Source organism: Streptosporangium heterodermiicola, from assembly GCF_051390675.1.
In the GTDB taxonomy this organism is placed as follows: domain Bacteria; phylum Actinomycetota; class Actinomycetes; order Streptosporangiales; family Streptosporangiaceae; genus Streptosporangium.
The window spans coordinates 300,212-318,785 of record NZ_JBPJSR010000010.1 but is presented as its reverse complement, the minus strand read 5'-3'; the positions used below and the strand labels follow the sequence as shown (position 1 = coordinate 318,785).

General features: G+C 71.2%; 15 protein-coding genes. 8 read left to right on the top strand and 7 right to left on the bottom strand.

Annotated features, from left to right (window positions below; all coding sequences use genetic code 11):
- The first annotated feature begins 26 nt into the window (after nt 1–26).
- Nucleotides 27–1,046 carry a nitronate monooxygenase gene (locus ACSC1Q_RS23265; protein WP_436760807.1) on the top strand — a complete coding sequence of 340 codons (1,020 nt, stop codon included), beginning with the start codon at nt 27–29 and terminating at the stop codon, nt 1,044–1,046.
- A 54-nt stretch (nt 1,047–1,100) separates the two neighbouring features.
- On the opposite strand, the gene ACSC1Q_RS23260 is transcribed toward ACSC1Q_RS23265, so the two are convergent.
- Together ACSC1Q_RS23260 and ACSC1Q_RS23255 are read right to left on the bottom strand one after the other, a co-directional pair.
- Complete coding sequence (locus ACSC1Q_RS23260) at nt 1,101–1,706, bottom strand: TetR/AcrR family transcriptional regulator (protein ID WP_436760806.1); 606 nt, start codon at nt 1,704–1,706, stop codon at nt 1,101–1,103.
- Between the two features lie 9 nt (nt 1,707–1,715).
- Nucleotides 1,716–2,636 carry an alpha/beta fold hydrolase gene (locus ACSC1Q_RS23255; RefSeq protein WP_436760805.1) on the bottom strand — a complete coding sequence of 307 codons (921 nt, stop codon included), beginning with the start codon at nt 2,634–2,636 and terminating at the stop codon, nt 1,716–1,718.
- A 548-nt stretch (nt 2,637–3,184) separates the two neighbouring features.
- Between ACSC1Q_RS23255 and ACSC1Q_RS23250 the strand changes: the two genes are divergently transcribed.
- The gene (locus ACSC1Q_RS23250) at nt 3,185–4,018 is read left to right on the top strand and encodes an ATP-grasp domain-containing protein (RefSeq protein WP_436760804.1); all 834 of its coding nucleotides are present in this window, start codon (nt 3,185–3,187) and stop codon (nt 4,016–4,018) included.
- A gap of 75 nt (nt 4,019–4,093) precedes the next feature.
- Here the strand turns inward: ACSC1Q_RS23250 and ACSC1Q_RS23245 are convergent, their stop codons facing one another.
- Together ACSC1Q_RS23245 and ACSC1Q_RS23240 are read right to left on the bottom strand one after the other, a co-directional pair.
- Nucleotides 4,094–6,643, bottom strand: a complete 2,550-nt coding sequence (locus tag ACSC1Q_RS23245) for a M14 family zinc carboxypeptidase (protein WP_436760803.1) — start codon at nt 6,641–6,643, stop codon at nt 4,094–4,096.
- 161 nt (nt 6,644–6,804) lie between these two features.
- Nucleotides 6,805–7,566: an SDR family oxidoreductase gene (locus ACSC1Q_RS23240; protein ID WP_436760802.1), complete on the bottom strand. Its 762-nt coding sequence runs from the start codon at nt 7,564–7,566 to the stop codon at nt 6,805–6,807.
- Between the two features lie 240 nt (nt 7,567–7,806).
- Between ACSC1Q_RS23240 and ACSC1Q_RS23235 the strand changes: the two genes are divergently transcribed.
- The 5 genes from ACSC1Q_RS23235 to ACSC1Q_RS23215 all read left to right on the top strand — a co-directional run bounded on the left by ACSC1Q_RS23235 (nt 7,807) and on the right by ACSC1Q_RS23215 (nt 13,704).
- Nucleotides 7,807–9,621 carry an ABC transporter substrate-binding protein gene (locus ACSC1Q_RS23235; RefSeq protein ID WP_436760801.1) on the top strand — a complete coding sequence of 605 codons (1,815 nt, stop codon included), beginning with the start codon at nt 7,807–7,809 and terminating at the stop codon, nt 9,619–9,621.
- Nucleotides 9,622–9,627: 6 nt separating this feature from the next.
- Entirely contained in the window at nt 9,628–10,671 is a 1,044-nt protein-coding gene (locus ACSC1Q_RS23230; protein WP_436760800.1) for an ABC transporter permease, read from the top strand.
- A 176-nt stretch (nt 10,672–10,847) separates the two neighbouring features.
- A complete protein-coding gene (locus tag ACSC1Q_RS23225) occupies nt 10,848–11,720 on the top strand; it encodes an ABC transporter permease (RefSeq protein ID WP_436760857.1) in 873 nt (290 codons plus the stop codon).
- Nucleotides 11,717–12,712: an ABC transporter ATP-binding protein gene (locus ACSC1Q_RS23220; protein ID WP_436760799.1), complete on the top strand. Its 996-nt coding sequence runs from the start codon at nt 11,717–11,719 to the stop codon at nt 12,710–12,712. Before ACSC1Q_RS23225 ends, ACSC1Q_RS23220 begins: the two co-directional genes overlap by 4 nt.
- Nucleotides 12,709–13,704, top strand: a complete 996-nt coding sequence (locus ACSC1Q_RS23215; RefSeq protein ID WP_436760798.1) for an ABC transporter ATP-binding protein — start codon at nt 12,709–12,711, stop codon at nt 13,702–13,704. Before ACSC1Q_RS23220 ends, ACSC1Q_RS23215 begins: the two co-directional genes overlap by 4 nt.
- A 91-nt stretch (nt 13,705–13,795) precedes the next feature.
- Here ACSC1Q_RS23215 and ACSC1Q_RS23210 read toward each other — a convergent pair whose 3' ends face one another.
- On the bottom strand, nt 13,796–15,094 hold the full coding sequence (locus tag ACSC1Q_RS23210) for a DUF2252 domain-containing protein (RefSeq protein ID WP_436760797.1): 1,299 nt from the start codon (nt 15,092–15,094) through the stop codon (nt 13,796–13,798).
- A 377-nt stretch (nt 15,095–15,471) separates the two neighbouring features.
- Here ACSC1Q_RS23210 and ACSC1Q_RS23205 point away from each other — a divergent pair, with 377 nt between their 5' ends.
- Entirely contained in the window at nt 15,472–16,215 is a 744-nt protein-coding gene (locus tag ACSC1Q_RS23205; protein WP_436760796.1) for an SDR family NAD(P)-dependent oxidoreductase, read from the top strand.
- Between the two features lie 170 nt (nt 16,216–16,385).
- Here ACSC1Q_RS23205 and ACSC1Q_RS23200 read toward each other — a convergent pair whose 3' ends face one another.
- Together ACSC1Q_RS23200 and ACSC1Q_RS23195 are read right to left on the bottom strand one after the other, a co-directional pair.
- Nucleotides 16,386–17,423 (bottom strand): 1-aminocyclopropane-1-carboxylate deaminase, encoded by a 1,038-nt coding sequence (locus tag ACSC1Q_RS23200; protein WP_436760795.1) that lies wholly within the window; start codon nt 17,421–17,423, stop codon nt 16,386–16,388.
- Nucleotides 17,424–17,508: 85 nt separating this feature from the next.
- Entirely contained in the window at nt 17,509–18,159 is a 651-nt protein-coding gene (locus tag ACSC1Q_RS23195) for a GntR family transcriptional regulator (RefSeq protein WP_436760794.1), read from the bottom strand.
- Between the last annotated feature and the right edge of the window lie 415 nt (nt 18,160–18,574).

Below are 18,574 nucleotides of genomic sequence, written 5' to 3'. Positions count from 1 at the left end.
ACGAGGGTGCCGGGAAGGAGGAGCCGATGTCCGATCCGGTGCCGTGGTCGTGGCCGTTCGGGCTGCCGGTCGTGCAGGCTCCCATGGCCGGTGGGGCGTCCACGCCCCGGCTGGCCGCGGCCGTCTCCGAAGCCGGAGGGCTGGGCTTCCTCGCGGCCGGTTACAAGACGGCCGCGCAGACGCGCCAGGAGATCGAGCGGACGCGCGAGCTCACGTCCCGCCCGTTCGGGGTGAACGTGTTCATGCCCACGGCCGACGACGTCGACCAGGCCGAGATCGAGGCCTACGCGAAGGTCATCGAGGGGGAGGCCCGGCGGCTGAGCGCCACCCTGGGAGTCCCGCGCGGGGGCGACGACGACTTCCCGGCCAAGGTCGCGGATCTGCTGGCGGATCCACCCGCCGTGGTGAGCTTCACGTTCGGCTGCCCGGAGGACGAGCTGATCCAGGCGTTCCGCCGCGAGGGGACCACCGTGATGGTCACGGTCACCTCGGCGGCCGAGGCGCGGCTGGCCTCGGCCGCCGACGTGCTGTGCGTCCAGGGGGAGGAGGCGGGCGGCCACCGCGGGTCGTTCACCAACGCGGACGCCGAGGCGATGAGCCTGGAGCGCCTGCTGTCCCGGGTACGGGAGGTGTCACGGCTTCCCCTGATCGCGGCCGGAGGTGTCGCCTCGGCCGCCGACGTCTCCCGGGTCCTGTCCGCGGGAGCGGTCGCGGCCGCGGCGGGCACCGCCTTCCTGCTCTGCCCGGAGAGCGGCACCGGCGAGGTCCATCGTGCGGCGCTGACCGATCCCCGCTTCACCCGTACCGCCGTCACCAGGGCCTTCACCGGTCGTCCGGCGCGCGGCCTGGTCAACCGGTTCATGACGGAGTACTCCGGCCTGGCACCCGCGGCCTATCCGCAGCTCCACCACCTGACCGCGCCACTGCGCCGCGCCGCGGCGGCCGGCGGGGACGCCGAGACACCGCACCTGTGGGCCGGCACCTCCTGGAACCGGGCCCGGAACACGTCGGCGGCGGACATCGCCACGAACCTGTCCGCGATCTGAGAACGGTCCCCGAAGCCTCGGCTTACGCCCCTCAACCGCGGTGGTCCCGCCGGGTCAAGCCGTTGCCGGTCCGAACAGGCGGTCCAGGTGGTAGTCGACGATCTTGGTGGCGGCTTCATGGCTGCGTTGCCGGCTGAGGACGCTGGAGGTCAGTCCGTTGGCGAGAGCCAGAAGACCGGCGACCTCGGTACGCGGGTCACGATCGGAGGCGATGTCCCCGGCCTGCTGCGCGGCGGTCAGCCGTACGGTGAGGAGGTTTTCCAGTGCGTTGGGCAGGGTGAGTCCGACCGCGGCGAGCGTCGGGTCGGTGAGGGCGGCGGTGTAGTAGGCGGTCCAGGCCATGGAGTCCGACTTGCTCTGTTCGTCGAAGGGCAGGATCGTGCCGAGGACGGCGGCGAAAACGTCTCGTGACGTCAGCTCGCCCATGGCGGCGACCCGCTGCTTCAACCGGTGGTCCATGCGGGCACCCAGCTCGGTGAGGCCGGACTCAAGCAGGGCCTGCTTGTTCGTGAAGTAGTACTGGACGACGCGCAGCGAGACCCCGGCCTCGGCGGCGATCTCACGCATCGACACCGCCCGCAGGCCGCGGGTGCCGGCGATGCGCAGCAGCGCCTCGGTCAACTGGCGCCGCCGCTCGTCATGGTCCACCTGTCGGGGCATGCCCGTTTCCTAGCTGTTGTTCGTGCTGTGTTTCGGCGTTATGGTCTCAGGCCGCGCCTGGCGGGGAAAGGTGAGGATCCGCTCGGCGACCAGGTCCGGAGCCTCGACGGGCAGCGAATGTCCGGTGCCGGGCACGATCTCCACGCGCCAGGACGGCGCGATGCCGGTCAGCCGCGCGGCCAGCGCCGGCGCGTCGAGCAGTGCGCTGCGTTCGCCCAGCAGCACCTGCACGGGCACGGACACCTCGCGTATCCGCTCGTCGGTGTAGGCGGGCGGGATGGGCACACGCCGGCGGAAGGACCAGCCGACCCGCATCAGCTCCAACAGCCCGTCCTCGCGCAACACCCCGTTGTCCACGACGCCGGCCATGCGGTGTCGCAACGTACGGGGAAGCGTGGAGGCGATGGCGCCGGCGAGGGCCCACCGGACGAATCGCCTGGGCAACGGCGCGAAGCCGCCCGGGTCCACCAGCGTCAGCGCCGCGACCCGGCCGCCCCCGCCGAGTTGCTGTTCCACCGCGGCCCAGCCGCCGGAAGAGAAACCCGCCAGGTGCGCGCGCTCGGCCCCGACCGCGGCCAGTACGTCGGTGATCCAGCCGCCGACCTCGGCGCCGGTCGCGAGCGGCCGCCTCTGGACCGAGCGGCCCGGCTCGCCGAGCGGGTCGACGGCGAGAACCGGGCGCGTGCGAGCCAGCGGCTCGATGTAGCGGTACCAGGCCAGCGAGTTCCCGCCCGCACCGGCCAGGAGGACCACGGGATCCCCCTCGGCGGGCCCGGCCCGGTGGATCCGCACGCTGCCGATGCGGGTCTCCACGTCGATGGCGTCCACCGGCACCGGCCACAGCTCGCCGAGCACCCGGTCATAGACGGCGTAGTACCTGTCGCGGGCAGAGTCGCTGGTGAAGGCGGACGGTCGGTCGGGCATGCGCATGGTGACCTCATCTCCCGAATGGATACAGTTGTATCCTAAAAACATACGGGCAACGCGCCGGACCTGGACGAGGTACGCGAGACGCCCGGCCATGCGCTCCTTTCGAAAGCGACGCGTCAGCTACGGCGGCGGAGCCCGTACGGCACGTGACGGTCGCTTCGGCGGCGGTGAGATCGATGGGCCGTCGGAGAGGGAGCGGCTACGGTCCGCGCGGGGTGCGGTGGGATGGGAGGTGCGGAGGTGGGTGTCCCGGCCGGCTTGCAGGAATCCGTAACCATCGCGCCCGCCAGGCCGGAGGCCTGACCGACGAGACGGCCACCGAGACGGCCGGCCGGAGCACCCGCCCACCGGAACGCGCACGGACGGCGCGACGCGAGTCCGTACGTTCCACATCCGCACGGACAGCACGACGTGAGTCCGTACGGTCCAACATCCGCGAAGACAGCACGACGCGAGCCGGTCCGCACCCACACAGCCCACTCATAGCCCGGCGTACACCCCTAGGTAAGGTGCCTTCTAGTGATTTGGTGCTGACGTAGGAGGTTTTCGTGGGGGTTTCCGCAGCGTATGTGACCTTTGCCGACCCGGAGGGGAGCGACGACGAGAAGGAGGTCGTCGTCGCGGCGTGGGCCGGGGAGGGGATCGCCGGGGAGATCGTGCGGTGGGACGATCCCGAGGTCGACTGGGCCGCGTTCGACGGCGTTGTGATTCGTACGCCCTGGGACTACGTGGAGCGGCGGGCGGAGTTCCTCGCGTGGGCCCAACGGACGGAGTCGGTCACGCGGGTGCTCAATCCGGCGGCCGTGCTGGAGCGCAACACCGACAAGACCTACCTGCGGGAGCTGGATGTGCCGTCCATCCCGACCTACTGGGTCGGGCCGGGGGAGGCCGTGGACTTTCCCGTCCTGGACGAGTACGTGGTCAAGCCCTCGATCTCGGCGGGGGCCCGCGACACGATCAGGACCAAGGATCGCGAGGAGGCCGAGGCCCACGCGGCCCGGCTGGCCGCCGGAGGGCGGACCGCGATGATCCAGCCGTACCTGGACATGGTCGAGACCGAGGGGGAGACCTCGCTGCTGTACTTCGGCGGCCGGTTCAGTCACGCCGTCCGGCGCAACGCGATGCTGGTGGAGAGCGCCACCAGGCCGGGGCAGGGGAACGACCACGGGGAATTGCGCGTCCCCGAATCCGACCAGTTCGCCCTGGCCGAGCGGGTGCTCGGTGAGTTCCCCGGGGTGCTCTACGCCCGGGTGGACCTGGTCCGCCTCGCCGACGGAAGCCCGGCTCTCATCGAGATCGAGCTCACCGAGCCGTACCTGTTCCTGCGGTACGCGCCCGGGGCCGCCGCCAACCTGGCCCGTGCCCTGGCCGAGGCGCTCTGAGCCGTCCCGTACGAGAAAAGCGACGGCGCGCGTCCCGGGGAAGGGGGACGCGCGCCGTACCGCTGACGAAAGGTGTTACTGCGGCATCACCACCGCGAGCGGGGAGACCCCGGCGGTGCGCAGGGCACCGGGGAGCTTCCTGGCCCAGGGGTGTTCGTGCAGGTCGAGCTCCTCGGGGTTGGCGACGGTGAACCGGACGGCTCCGCCGGTGGCGGGCTGCTCGGTCCAGGTGGCGCCGAAGCCCTTCAGCGCCGCGACGACCTTGTCACGGTCGGCCGCGGGAACCGTGACGCGGATCGGCGCACCGCGGTCCGGGATGGCCGCGGCGGCCCGCGAGGCCTCGGGAACGGAGGGAACGGAGGGAACGGAGGGCAGCGCCCGCGCGCTCGCGGAGGCGGACGGCAGGTCGGCGGTGATCGCGTTGGACACGAGCTTCGCCGTGCCGTCGGTGAAGGCGCGGAAGTTCGGCTCGGCGGCGAACAGCACCGCGTGACCGTTGCCCACCGGCTCGTCGACCGCGGCCGCCGTGCCGCCGAGCTCCTCGGCGCCCAGCGCGAAACCGGACTGGTACCAGTCGGGCGAGTTCACGGCCGGGTAGGAGGACACCACGTGCGCCGGGCTGGCGGCGCGCATGATCAGGTCGTACGCGTAGAACTGCATGACGCTCGACCCGACGCCCTTGCTCAGCGGGCCGGAGGCCACGGTGGTCCTGAAGAGCGAGCCGGGGATGTCCGAGGTCGGCTCGGTCAGCGTCACGCCGGAGACACCGGCCAGGACGGCGAGCTGGGTGCCGCCCGCCCAGCCGACGTACCGCCCGCCGCCGCCGACCCAGTCGCGCAGTGCCGCGCGCCCGGTGTCGCCGAGCGCGGTGTTCGCCGCGTTGGCCGAGCCGTCTGGCACGAGCACCACGTCAAGCCCGGTGAGCTTGCCCGCGGCGACGTCGGCCGGGGTGAGCACCGTGTAGGGCAGCTTCCAGTCGCGGTCGAGGCGGTGCCGGAGCCAGCCGGAGGACTCGGCGGCGTTCTGCGCCGTGCCGCCGGACAGCTGCAGGACCCCGATCCTGCGGGAGGTGGTCACCTTGGTGGACGGGGCGTCCACAGACTGGACCGGCGCCGCGAGGGGCAGCAGCACCTGGCCGGAGGACCCGCCGGAGACGTTGCCGAGCAGCGGCATGCTCCACGCGGTCACGTCGTAGAAGTACGGGAACGGCGTGTAGGTGTCCTCGTTCAGCATGGCCTGGATCCAGTGCTTCTGGCCCTGGGCCATCGGGATCCAGTAGGTGCCCCTGGGCAGGGTGGTCCTCGCCTCGGGCCTGCCGTACGCCTTGTAGTCCTTGACCGTGAGCGGCAGGGCCAGCTTGAACACCTGGACGTCCATGCGCTGGAGCCGCCGGACGATCAGCTCGGTCTCCGCCTTCTTGGCCGGGTCGTCGGCGCGCAGGAAGTAGTGGCGCACCTTGCGGTCGGGGACCTGGGTGATGACCTCGTTGCCCGGGTTGTAGACCTGGTTCGGCTCCAGCTTGCCGTCGAGGCCCTGCTTGAGCGCGTCGGCGTACATGCGGTGCCAGGTGGTGAGGATCTCGGTCTTCTTGGCCGCGGCGGCCGAGAGCGAGACCCACTGGGTGAGCCACTGCTCGAAGGCCCGGGTGGCGATCGGGGAGGAGCTTCCCTTCTCGAACGTCATGCCCGCCGCGTTGAACCCGGCCGTCGGGACCGTGTCGCCGTAGCCCATGTAGAACATGTCGTAGACGTCGCGGTTGAAGAACGGGATCCCGCGCCCGGTGAACTCGTCGATCATCGCGGCGCCGTAGGTGTTGTTGATCCAGTCGATCGTCGGCTCGGCGATGTCGTGGTAGAACGGGTCGGCGTTCGGCGGGAAGAAGAACTCGGTGCCGCCCATCTCGTGGGCGTCGATGAAGAGCTGCGGCGGATACTTGCGCATCAGCTCGATCTTGCCGTCGGTCTCCGGCTGGGTCCGCGCGAACCAGTCGCGGTTCATGTCGAACGAGTAGGCGTTGCGCCGGGTGTCGGCCTCGCGGCCGTCGGGGTTCTGCGTCGGCAGGATCACCACGACGGCGTTGTCCAGGATGCGCCTGGCCGCGCAGTCGTCCCGTCCGGCCAGGTCGTGCAGGGTCCTCAGCGCCGCGTCGGTGCCGCTCTCCTCGCCGCCGTGCACGTTCCCGGCGATCCACAGGATCGCGGGCGTGTTCCTGGCGAGGACCTTCGCCGCGGAGGCGGGGGTGAGGGGGTTGCGCAGCAGCTTGATCGAGGTCTCGATCGCGCGCAGGTTCCTGATGTTCTGCGAGGTGCCGACGATCGCGTACTTCAGCGGGCGTCCCTCGGCGGTCGTGGCCAGGGTGCCGGAGACGACCCGGTCGCTGGCCCTGTCGATCGCGGTGAGCAGGGTGTCCGACTCGGCCGAGGTGACCTCCCGCTCACCGAGCTCGAAGCCGAGGACGCTCTTCGGCGTCGGCACCTTGCCGTTGTACGCCGGGGGCGTCTGGGTAGCGTCACAGGTGGTCACGGGGAGTGCGGCCGGGGTGGGGTCCGCCTGGGCGGCTCCGGCGGGAAGGGCGATGGCGACGGCCAGTGCGACCGGCGCCATCACCTTGAAACGCTTCAGCATGAAGCAAAGCTGTCATCTGAAAGAAATGACGGCAAGGGGTAAAATTTTACACTTGTGTTACGGATAGTGCTTTTGGGGTTTTTGGGGCTAAAGATGCTGGTAGTTGGCTCTTGGGGGAAGAGTCCGATTTTTCCGGCGAGTCTCCGAGGGCCGCGCCTGGCTCACGCTTGACCGGAGATGCCGCCGTCGACCGGGATCACGGCCCCGGTGAGGTAGGCGCCCGCGCGTGAGGACAGGTAGATCGCGGCGCCCGCCATGTCCTCGGGGCTGCCGATCCTGCCCATCGGGACGTGGGAGGCGACCGCCGCGCGCATCTCCGGGTCGTCGAGCGCGAAGGCCATCATCTTCGACTCGAACGGCCCCGGGGCGATCGCGTTGACCGTGATCGACTCCCTGGCGAGCCGCTGGGACAGGTGCCGGGTGAGCATGTGCACGGCCGCCTTGGCCGCCGAGTACGCGTAGTTCTCCATCGTCGGCACCCGGAGGCCGTCCACCGAGCCGATGTTGATCACCCTGGCCGGGTCCTCGGGGCTCGCGGCGGCTCGCAGCAGCGGCAGGAACCGCTGGGTCAGGTAGAACACGCCCTTGACGTTGATCCCCCAGAGCTTGTCGAAGGCCTGCTCGGGGTACTCCTCCAGCGGCGCGCCCCAGGTCGCCCCGGCGTTGTTCACCAGCACGTCGAGCCGGGACTCCCGCTCCGCGACGGCCTCGAACAGCGCGGACACCCCGTCCTCCGTGGACAGGTCGGCGGGGATCGCGGTGCACCCCAGCTCGGCGGCCGTCTTGCCGACCTCGGCCGCCTTCCGCGAGGAGATGTAAACCGTGGCCCCCGCGTCGACGAACCCGGCCGCGATCATCCGGCCGATTCCCCGGGAGCCGCCCGTGACGACGACGGTCTTGCCTTCCACCGAGAACAGAGTCATGTTCTGTAGCATGCCGCACCCCCGATGACCTCGTCCATACCAACCGGTCGGTTCTGCGGGTTTGCGCGTCCCCTTTATGATGCTTAATCCCTTTTATGTCGCTTCGTGCCAAGGAATCTGAAAAATAATGTCGCTAAATAAAACGAGAGTGAAACAATTTTCCACCGCTCGTTGACACGCGCCGTTTATATGGTGTGCCTTCGTTGTCAGGGAGTCACCGATCCGAAGGTGGGGTACGGCATGCTCAGAACGGGTGCGCGCCTGGCGGTGCTGGGCCTGGGACTGTCGATGGCGCTGTCGGCTACGGCCCTCCCCATGGCACACGCGTCACCTCAACAGAAGAAGATCGTGCGGCTCGGCGCGACGCAGAGCATGGACTCGATGAACCCGTTCCTGGCGGTCCGGCTGATCTCGACGTCGATCCACCGCTGGACGTACGGCTACCTCACGGTGCCCGACTCGAAGACCCTGAAGCCGAGCCCCGACCTCGCCGAATCGTGGAAGACGTCACCGGACAAGCTGACCTGGACCTTCACGATCCGGTCCGGTGCCACCTGGTCGGACGGCAGGCCGATCACCGCGGGGGACGCCGCGTGGACCTTCAACAAGATCATGACGGACGACGCGGCCAAGACGGCGAACGGCCCCGCCGTCGAGAACTTCGACACCGTGACGGCGCCCGACGACCGGACCCTCGTCATAAGGACGAAGAAGCCGCAGGCCTCGATGCTGGAGCTGCCGGTCCCGATCGTGCCCAGGCACGTGTGGGAGCGCGTTCCCGACATCGGCGCCTTCGAGAACGAGACGTACCCCGCCGTCGGCAGCGGGCCCTACATCGCCGTCGAGCACAGCAAGAACAACTACGTGAAGCTGCGGGCCAACCCGTCGTACTGGCGCGGCGCTCCCGGCATCGACGAGCTGCACGTCGTCTTCTACGAGAACCCCGAGGCGGCCGGTGCCGGGCTGAGGAAGGGCGACGTCGACTGGATCGGGCGGCTGGCGCCCCCGCAGTTCGGGGCCCTCGAGGGTGACCCGAACCTCGTGCGGTGGAACACCCAGGGCCGCCGCGCCAGCTACCTGCAGCTCAACCCGGGCGCCGCGACGGCGGGCGGCGAGCCGATCGGCGACGGGCACCCCGCGCTGAAGGACGTCAGGGTGCGCAGGGCGATCCACCACGCGATCGACAAGGAGACCCTCGCCACGCAGGTGCAGAACGGGCTCGCCGTCCCGGCCGACGGCTCGATCATCCCGCCGATGTACGAGGAGTTCTTCTGGAGGGCCGAGGGCGACAAGGTCGTCGCCTTCGACCTGGCCGAGGCCAACCGCGTCCTCGACGAGGCCGGGTACGCCAAGGGCGCCGACGGGATCAGGACCATGCCCGGTGGGGGGCGCAGGCTGGAGATGCGCTTCAGCATCCACACCGAGGACCCCGTCGAGGACAAGCTCGCCCAGTTCCTCACCGGCTGGCTCAGGCAGATCGGCATCCAGATCACCACCCGCAGGCTCGACTCCAACAAGTTCACCGAGGAGACGGGCGGCACGGCGCTCTACGACATCGCGATCAGCGGCTGGTCGGTCAACCCGGACCCGGAGGAGGTCCTCGCCACCCACCTGTGCAGCCGCAGGCCCACCGCGAGCGGCGAGGGCGGCGGCACCGAGTCGTTCTTCTGCGACGACGAGTTCGAGAGGCTCTACCAGGAGCAACTGGCCGAGCTCGACAGGCCGGCGCGCGTCGAACTGATCAAGCGGATGCAGGAGCGGCTCTACACCGAGGCCCCCGTCATCGCGCTCTACTACCCCAACAACCTGGAGGGCTACCGCAAGGACCGGATCGCCTCCATCACCTCGATCCCGGAGGACAAGGGCATCCTGTACGGCGGGAGCGGCTACTGGCCGGTCTACTCCCTGCGGGCGGTGGAGCGCGCGGTCCCGGCCGAGGACGACTCGGCCGGTGTCGTCCGGGCCGTGGTGGCGGTGGCCGCCGTCGTGCTCGCCGGAGCCGGGGTCCTCCTCCTCGCCAGGCGGCGCCGCGCCACCGCCGACGACCGCGAGTAGCGGCCGATGAGCACACCGCCGGGCGAGCCGACGAAGGCACCGCCGCAAGAGGGACGAGGCGGCACCCGCCGGAGCGTGGCGCGCTACGCGCTGGCCAAGCTCGGCGGGGCGCTGCTCGGCATCGGGCTGGTGATCGTCGCGACGTTCTTCCTGTTCCGCCTGATCCCCGGCGACCCCACCATCGCCTACACCCGCGACGTGCCGGTCACCCCGGAGCAGCTCGCCCTGCTCAGGCGGCAGATGGGCCTGGACAGGCCGCTGGGCGGGCAGTTCCTGGACTTCGTCCTGCGAACCCTGCGGCTGGACCTCGGCACCTCGTACGAGTACCGCAGGCCGGTCGCCGAGCTCATCGGCGAGCGGGTGGGGCCGACGCTGCTGCTGGTGGGCACCGGGCTCGCCGTCGCGGTCGGCCTGGGCATGTGGCAGGGCACCAGGGCCGCCTGGCGGCACGGCGGCCGGTTCGACCGCTTCTCCACGGGGACCGCGCTGACCCTGTGGTCGGTGCCGACCTTCTGGCTGGGACTGCTGCTGCTCATGGTCCTCGCCGCCGGGATGGGGCCGATCCCCGGCCTGTTCCCCACCCGGGGGATGGAGGACGTCGACGCGCCGGACGGGCCGCTCCACCTCCTGCACGTCGCCCACCACCTGGCGCTGCCGTGCCTCACCCTGGTCGCCGTCGTCTACGCGCAGTACCTGCTGGTCATGCGCTCCTCGCTGCTCGACGAGATCGGCCAGGACTACGTGACCACCGCCCGCGCCAAGGGCCTGCGCGACGACGACGTCCGGCGCCGCCACGCGGTGCCGAACGCGCTGCTGCCGACGGTGACCCTGGTCTTCATGCAGATCGGCTTCGTGGTCGGCGGCGCGGTCTCGGTGGAGTTCGTCTACTCCTGGCCCGGCCTCGGCCTGCTGTTCGTCGAGGCGATCAAAGGACTCGACTACGCGGTCATGCAGGGGACCTTCATGCTCGTCTGCGTCGCGGTGATCGTCATGAACACGCTGGCCGACGTGGTCTACCACGTCCTGGATCCGAGGGTGAGGTCGGCGTGAGCACGAAGGAGGAGGACGCGAGGGGCGAAGGCCCCAGGGACGGCGTCCAGAGAGGCCATGAGGTCCATAAGGTCCAGAGGGTCCAGAGGAAGGACGGCCCAGCGGGAAGGGACGCGACCGGCGGTGCCGCGGGAGCCCCGAGCGCGACCGGTGCCGCCGCCGGGAGGTCGCACGCGATCGCCAGGGCGCGCCGCCGCGCCGCGCTCGCGCGGTTCCTCCGCGCGTACGGCGGGAACAGGGCCGGGTTGTACGGCGCGGCGATCCTGCTCGTCGCCGTCCTGGCGGCCCTCGTCACGCCGCTGGTCACCGACCCGTCGGGGATGGACGTGACCAGGGCGACGGGCGCCAAGCTGGCACCGCCGAGCGCGGACCTCCCGCTCGGCACCGACGAGTCCGGTCGCTCGGTCCTGCTCATGCTCCTGTGGGGCGCGCGGGTCTCGCTGCTCATCGGGTTCATGTCGGCGCTGCTCAGCATGGTGATCGGCACGGTCTTCGGCATCGCGGCCGGGCACTTCCGCGGCTGGGTCTCGGCCGTGCTGATGCGCGTCACCGACTGGTTCCTGCTGCTGCCCGCCCTGGTCCTCGCCCTGGTCCTCGCGGCCGTGCTCGGCGGCGGCGCGTCCACGATCATCCTGGCGATCGGGGTGACCTCCTGGGCCTCCACGGCGAGGCTGATCCGGGCCCAGACGCTGGCGGTCGAGGCCAGGCCCTACATCGAGAGGTCCAGGGCGCTGGGCGCGGGACACTGGCACGTCATGACCCGGCACGTGCTGCCGAACGTCGCCCCGCTGGTCCTGGCCAACACCACCCTCACGGTGGCCAGCGCCATCGTCACCGAGTCCACCCTCGCCTTCCTGGGCGCCGACTCCGGCCAGGTGTCGTGGGGCGGCATGCTGCGCGGCTCTTACGACTGGGGCGCGGCCACCTCGGGCGCCTGGTGGTACGTGCTGCCGCCCGGCCTGTGCATCGTCCTGGTCGTCCTGGCGTTCACCCTGTGCGGACGCGCCCTGGAGACCGTACTCAACCCACGCCTTCGGGGAGCCTCGTGACCCTGCTCGAACTGCGCGACGTGGCGGTGACCTACCGGAGCGCGGCCGGGGACGTCCCCGCCGTGCGGGGCGTCTCGCTCGCCCTCGCGGAGGGCGAGGCCCTCGGCGTGGCGGGGGAGTCGGGGTCGGGCAAGTCGACGCTGGCCATGTCGCTGCTGCGGCTGCTGCCCAGGGACACGCTGGTGTCCGGGGAGATCCTGCTGGACGGTGAGGACGTTCTCACGATGAGCTGGGGGCGGCTGCGCGCGGTCCGGTGGGCGTCGGCCTCCCTGGTCTTCCAGGGCGCCCAGCACGCCCTGAACCCGGTGCGCGGGATCGGCGACCAGATCGCCGAGCCGCTGCGGGTGCACGGCATGGCGACCGGCGCGGCGGCGCGGCGCAGGACGGCGGAGCTGCTGGAGCAGGTCGGCCTGCCCGCCTGGCGGGCGCGCGGCTACCCGCACGAGCTGTCCGGCGGGCAGCGCCAGCGCGTGATGATCGCCATGGCGCTCGCCTGCTCCCCGCGCCTGATCGTCGCCGACGAGCCGACCACCGCGCTGGACGTGATGATCCAGGCGCAGGTGCTCTCGCTGATCCGCTCGCTCGTCGCCGAGCACGGGATCGGCCTCGTCATGATCTCTCACGACCTGTCGGTCCTGGCCGCGACGTGCGACCGGCTCGCGGTCATGTACGCGGGCCGCGTGGTCGAGTCCGGCCCCTCGCACGAGGTCTTCGGGGACGCCAGGCACCCCTACGGCAGGGCGCTGGCCGAGGCCTTCCCCACCGTCGGCGACCCCGCCTCCAGGATGGCGCCCAGGGGGCTGGGCGGCGACCCGCCCGACCCGGCCCACCTGCCCGCGGGGTGCTCCTTCCATCCCCGCTGCCCGGTGTCGCTCGTCTCGTGCGCGTCGGAACCGGTCGAGCTCTGGCCGGTGGACCGTGCCGAGGGCCGTACCGAGGCGGCGCACACCGCCGCGTGCGTTCACGTCCGCGTCGACCGGGAGGCCCGATGACCCTGCTCGAAGCGCGGGACCTGCGGGTGGAGTTCGCCTCGCGCGGGCGCCGTGCCCGCGCGGTGGACGGGGTGAACCTCGTCGTGGGACAGGGGGAGATCGTCGCGCTGGTCGGCGAGTCCGGCTGCGGCAAGACGACGCTGGCCCGCACCCTGCTCGGCCTGGAACGGCCCGCCTCGGGGACGGTCCTGTACGGCGGGGTCCCGCTGGCCTACTCCTCGCGCGCGCTGCGGGCCCACCGGCGCGAGGTGCAGCTCGTCCTCCAGGACCCCACGGGGTCGCTCAACCCCCGGCACACCGTCTACGAGGCGGTGGCCGAGGGGCCGCGCGTCCACCGCCTGCCCGCGGAGGGGGAGCGGGTCGCGTCGGCGCTGTCGCGCGCCGGGCTGCGGCCCCCCGAACGGTTCTTCAACCGCTACCCGCACGAGCTGTCCGGCGGCCAGCGCCAGCGCGTCGTCATCGCCGGGGCCCTCGCGCTCGACCCCAGGGTGCTGGTCGCCGACGAGCCGGTGGCCTCGCTGGACGCGTCGGTGCGCGGCGAGATCCTCGCGCTGCTGCTCCGCCTCCGCGACGAGCTGGGCCTGTCGGCGCTGGTCGTCACCCACGACCTCGGGCTGGCCTGGAACATCGCCGACCGCGTCGCGGTGATGTATCTCGGCAGGATCGTCGAGTCGGGACCCGTGGAGCGGATCCTCACCGAGCCGTCGCACCCGTACACCCAGGCGCTGCTGTCGGTCCTGCCGGAGTCGCCGTCGCCCGTGGTGCTGGGCGGCGAGCCGCCGGACCCGACCCGGATCCCGCGGGGCTGCCGCTTCCACCCGCGCTGCCAGGTCCTGGCCTCGGGCGCGGCGGCCGAGACGGGGGTCGACGGGCTGTGCGTGTCACGGACGCTGCCCGTCCTGCCGTCCTTGGCCGCCGCCCAGGTCGCCTGCCATCACGCCGAGGCCCGCGAGGCCGGAGACCGGGCCGAGGCGGAGGCGGAGCGGCGCTGAGGCGTGCCCGGCACCGGGAGGGCGTTTCACGGAGACCGGGAACCCGCCGGGAGCCGGGCGGTCGGAGGTCGAGTGGCCGGGGAGCGGACGGTCAGAGGCCGGGGAGGCGGCCGTTCCTGAACAGGTCGACGAAGAGCCCGTGGTCGGCCCTGGCCCGCGCCCCGTAGGAGTGGGCGAAGCCGACGAGGTTGCCGGTGAAGCCGTCGGTGTCGCCGCCGATCACGGCCACGATCGCGTCCTCGGTGGAGAAGTCGACCAGGTCGTGGCTGGACTCGTCGTCGGCCACCGAGTGCATCCTGGCCACGGCCCGGCCCAGGTCGCGGACGACCGAGGCCAGCTCGTCCGGCTCGTTGACGTCGCCCCAGTTCAGGTCGGCGGAGTAGGGGGAGACCTCGGCGACCATCTGGCCGACGCCGTTCAGCGTGGTGTAGCCGAGCCACGGGTCGGCGTACGCCTGCAGGGCCCGCTGCGACTCGGCGGTGCGGTGACCCTGGTGCTTGAAGTAGCCGTGCACCTTCTCGTCGGTGATGTGCCGCGCCACGGCCGGAACCTGGGCCTGCTTCATGTAGAGGATGACGTCGTTCTCCAGGGCCTGGGTGTGCCCCTCAAGCAGCATGTTGTACGAGGGCAGCCCGGCCGAGCCGATCCCGATGCCGGTGCGCAGCGCGAAGTCCTTGATCTTGTGCTCGACCTCGGAGACCGTGGGAAGGGTCGTCAGATAGTCGAGGAAGGCCACCTCCACCGCCTCACGGGTCTCCTGGTCCACCGGATAGCGGCCGTCCATGACGGCGAACCTGCGGTCGAAGTTCTCGACGGTGGTCTCCAGGTCCAGCAGCGCCACCCGGGTGTTCAGCCGGGCGAGCTGCAGCACCCGGTGGAGCACCCCGCTCGTGGTGTCCAGGGTGAGCGAGCCGATCGCGTCGTCCCCGCCTTCGGAGATGCCGTGCAGCTCCGAGAGGTACGAGTGGGCGAACTCGGTCACCAGATCGCCGATGACGTCGTCCGACAGCGCCTTGGCGTACCCGATGAGCGCGACGCTGGCCGCGAACCGCCGCAGGTCCCAGATGTACGGGCCGACGTAGGCCTCGTCGAAGTCGTTGACGTTGAACACCAGGACGCCCGAGGCGTTCATGTAGGTGCCGAAGTTCTCGGCGTGCAGGTCACCGTGGATCCAGACGCGCCGCGTCTGCTCGTCGAGGAAGGCGTCGTCGGCGAACGTGCCGGTCATGTCCGCGTAGAAGAGGCAGGCACTGCCCCGGTAGAAGGCGAAGGGCGAGGCGGCCATCTTCCGGAACTTGCGCCGGAAGGCGGCGGGGTCGCGCTTCATGGAATCACCGAACTCGGTGATCAGGACGTCGAGAATGTGCGCCGAGCGCCCATCGGTGGTCATGGTGGGCAGATTAGGTCGTGGGACCGAAACTCCGCCACACCAGGAGCATCACGGATCTGGAACGCGCCAATCCCCCGGTTTCCCCGACCCCGTCGCCGCCGGGCTCGCGGGGGCCGGCACGGCCTCCGGACCTGGCGCGGACAGGCATCGACAACCACGCCGGTCGATCATAGGTTCGACGCCGAGGCCCGAAGCCGCGGGGGATCGAGAGCCTCGAAGGGCGTTTCATATAGGGCGCCACAAAAGGGGGCGCCTCGCAGGGGAGGTCTTAAAAGGGGATAAAGGGGCTTGAAAGGGGAGTGCGGGACGCGGGGGCGAGGGCCCGCGACGGCCCGGAGGACGGCTGAGGAAATCACGGGAGAGGCGCGGAGGTCGTTATGGCGGTGCTGGAGGGCAAGACGGCGGTGGTCACCGGGGGATCGCGGGGCATCGGCCGGGCGATCGTGGAGCGTCTCGCCCGAGACGGGGCGGACGTCCTCTTCACCTACGCGAAGGCCGCCACGTCCGCGGGCGAGGTGGAGCGGAAGGTCAAGGAGGCGGGCGGGAGCGCCCGCGCCGTCCAGGTCAACCTCGGCAAGCGGGGCTCCGCGCAGTGGCTGATGGAGACCGCCGAGGAGCTTCTCGGCGGCCTCGACATCCTGGTCAACAACGCCGCGCTGAGTTTCACCCCGATCTCCATCGCGGAGACCACCGAGGAGATGTACGACCGCTCCATGGCGGTCAACGCCAAGGCCGCCTTCCTCACCATCCGGTACGCCGCCAAGCACATGCGCGACGGCGGCCGGATCGTCAACATCTCCACCCTCAACACGGTCCGCCCCGCGGCGGGCATCGCCCCCTACGCGGCGAGCAAGGGCGCCCTCGAACAGCTGACCGCCGTCGCGGCCCGCGAGCTCGGCGAGCGGGGCATCACCGTCAACACGGTCTCCCCGGGCGCCACGGACACCGACCTGCTGCGCGGCACCAACCCGGAGGAGCTCCTGACCCAGATCGCCGCCCTGACCCCGCTCTCCCGCCTCGGCGACCCCTCGGACATCGCGGACGTCGTGGCCTTCCTGGCGGGCCCCGACGGCCGCTGGCTCACCGGCCAGAACCTCCAGGCCAACGGGGGTCTCAGCTGAGTCGCCCTCCCGGTGATCGGTGGCTGGTGGCCGGTGGTTTTCAACGGCCATGGCGCGCGGGCGGTTCCGGAGACGTCCGGCCGTGGGCCGCGACTCCCGACCCGTGAGCCGCGCCCCCTGACCCGCGACCGTCGTCAGACCGGTCGCCGTGTGTGGATGAACACGCGGCGTCAGGTCAGCCGCCGCGTGTGGGTGAACACGCCGCCGTAGGCGTTCAGCGCGGGCTGGCCGCCCAGGTGCGCGTACAGGACGGTGGCGTCGCGGGGGATCTCCCCACCGGTGACGAGGTCGATCAGGCCGGCCATCGACTTGCCCTCGTAGACCGGGTCGATGATCACGCCTTCGAGCTCGCCGGTGAGCCGGATCGCGTCCAGGGTCGACCGCACCGGGATCCCGTACAGGTCGCCGGCCCACCCGTCCAGGATCGTGATCTCGTCGTCCCGCAGGGTCCGGCCGACGCCGACGAGCCCGGCCGTGGCCCTCGCTATCCGGGCGACCTGGTCGCGGGTCTCGTCGAGTTTCGCACTGGCGTCGATCCCGATCACCCGGCGCGGCCGTCCGCCGGCCTCCTCAAGCGCGGCGAACCCGGCGATCATGCCGGCCTGGGTCGAGCCGGTGACCGCGCAGACCACGACGGTGTCGAAGAAGACGCCCAGCTCGCGTTCCTGCTCCGCCACCTCGTACGCCCAGTTCGCGAACCCGAGCCCGCCGAGCCGGTGGTCGGAGGCGCCCGCGGGGATCGGGTACGGCGTGCCGCCGCGCGCCTTCACGTCCTCGATCGCCCGGTTCCACGAGTCCTTGAAACCGATGCCGAAGCCGGCCGGGTCGAGCCGGACCTCGGCGCCCATGATCCGGCTCAGCATGATGTTGCCGACCCGGTCGTTGACGGGGTCGGGCCAGTCGACCCAGTTCTCCTGCACCAGCACCGCCTTCAACCCCAGCGACGCGGCGACGGCGGCGACCTGGCGGGTGTGGTTGGATTGGTGCCCGCCGATCGACACCAGCGTGTCCGCGCCCTGTGCGAGCGCGTCGGGGACGATGTATTCGAGCTTGCGGGTCTTGTTGCCGCCATACGCGAGCCCCGAGTTGCAGTCCTCGCGCTTCGCCCAGACCGACGCCCCGCCGAGGTGCCGGGTGAGCCGTGGCAGCGGGTGGACGGGACTCGGCCCGAAGGTCAGCCGGTGGCGGGGAAAATCGGACAGGGCCATGCGCACTCCTCGGTGGCGGGGAAGCCGGACGTCTGACAGGGCCGTGCTCACTTCCCGGTGGCGGAGAAGCGGGACAGGGGCATGTTCACTCCTCGGTGGCGGGCAGCGTGCGCCAGGTGTCGAAGGCGACCGCCGCCGCCTGGTCCGCGTCTCCGGCGGCGCAGAGCCGGATCAGGTTGTCGTGCCGGGCGAGGGACGCGCGTCCGCCCAGCGACGAGAAGCGCAGCCGCTCGGCGCGGCGCAGCACCGGCGTGAACTGGTCGAGGACCGAGGTCAGCGCCCGGTTCGAGGCCACCCTCACGGGGACACCGTGCAGCTCGTCGTCGGCGCGCAGGGCCGCCTCGACGTCGCCGGTCTCGATCGCCGCGCGGAACCGGTCGTTGGCCTGGCGCATCGCGTCGAGGTCGGCTTCGGTGAGGTCGGCCACCGCCTCGCGGACGGCGAGCTCGTGCATCGCCGCCACCACGTCGCGGGCCTCACGGATGTCGCGCAGGTTCAGCGAGCTCACCGTCGTGGAGCGTCCCGGCTGGGCCACGACCAGCCCGGCCTCCGCGAGACGCAGCAGTGCCTCGCGGACCGGGGTGCGGCTGACCCCGAGCCAGGCCGCCAGCTCGACGTCGCGTAACTGCTCGCCGGGCGCGAGGCTGCCGTCGACGATGGCGTCGCGCAGGCGCTGGTAGACGTTGTCACGCAGGAGATGCCGGTCGATGGCGGGAGTGTGGTGCGGGATGGGCATGCAATATATTGCACACACCGAGCGGGAAACTTCAACCGGGGCGAGGCGTTGACAGTGCTAGCAATATATTGCATATTTCATGGCGAAACGGCGGCCGACGCCGTTCTCCCTACCGAGAGGAAGCCCCATGAGCACCACGTCCCGCGAGTCCGCCGCGGCGGGAACCCCCACCGTCGTCCTGGTCCACGGCGCCTTCGCCGAGTCCGCGAGCTGGAACGGCGTGGTGGCCGATCTCAAGCGCCGCGGCTACCCGGTCATCGCCGTCGCCAACCCGCTGCGCGGGCTGAGGGAGGACGCCGAGTACCTGCGTCGAGATCGACGCCTCCCACGCCGTCACCGTCTCCCGGCCGGCCGCCGTCGCCGACCTCATCGACACCGCCGCCCGCGCCACCACCCGCTGACGCGGCCACCCGGA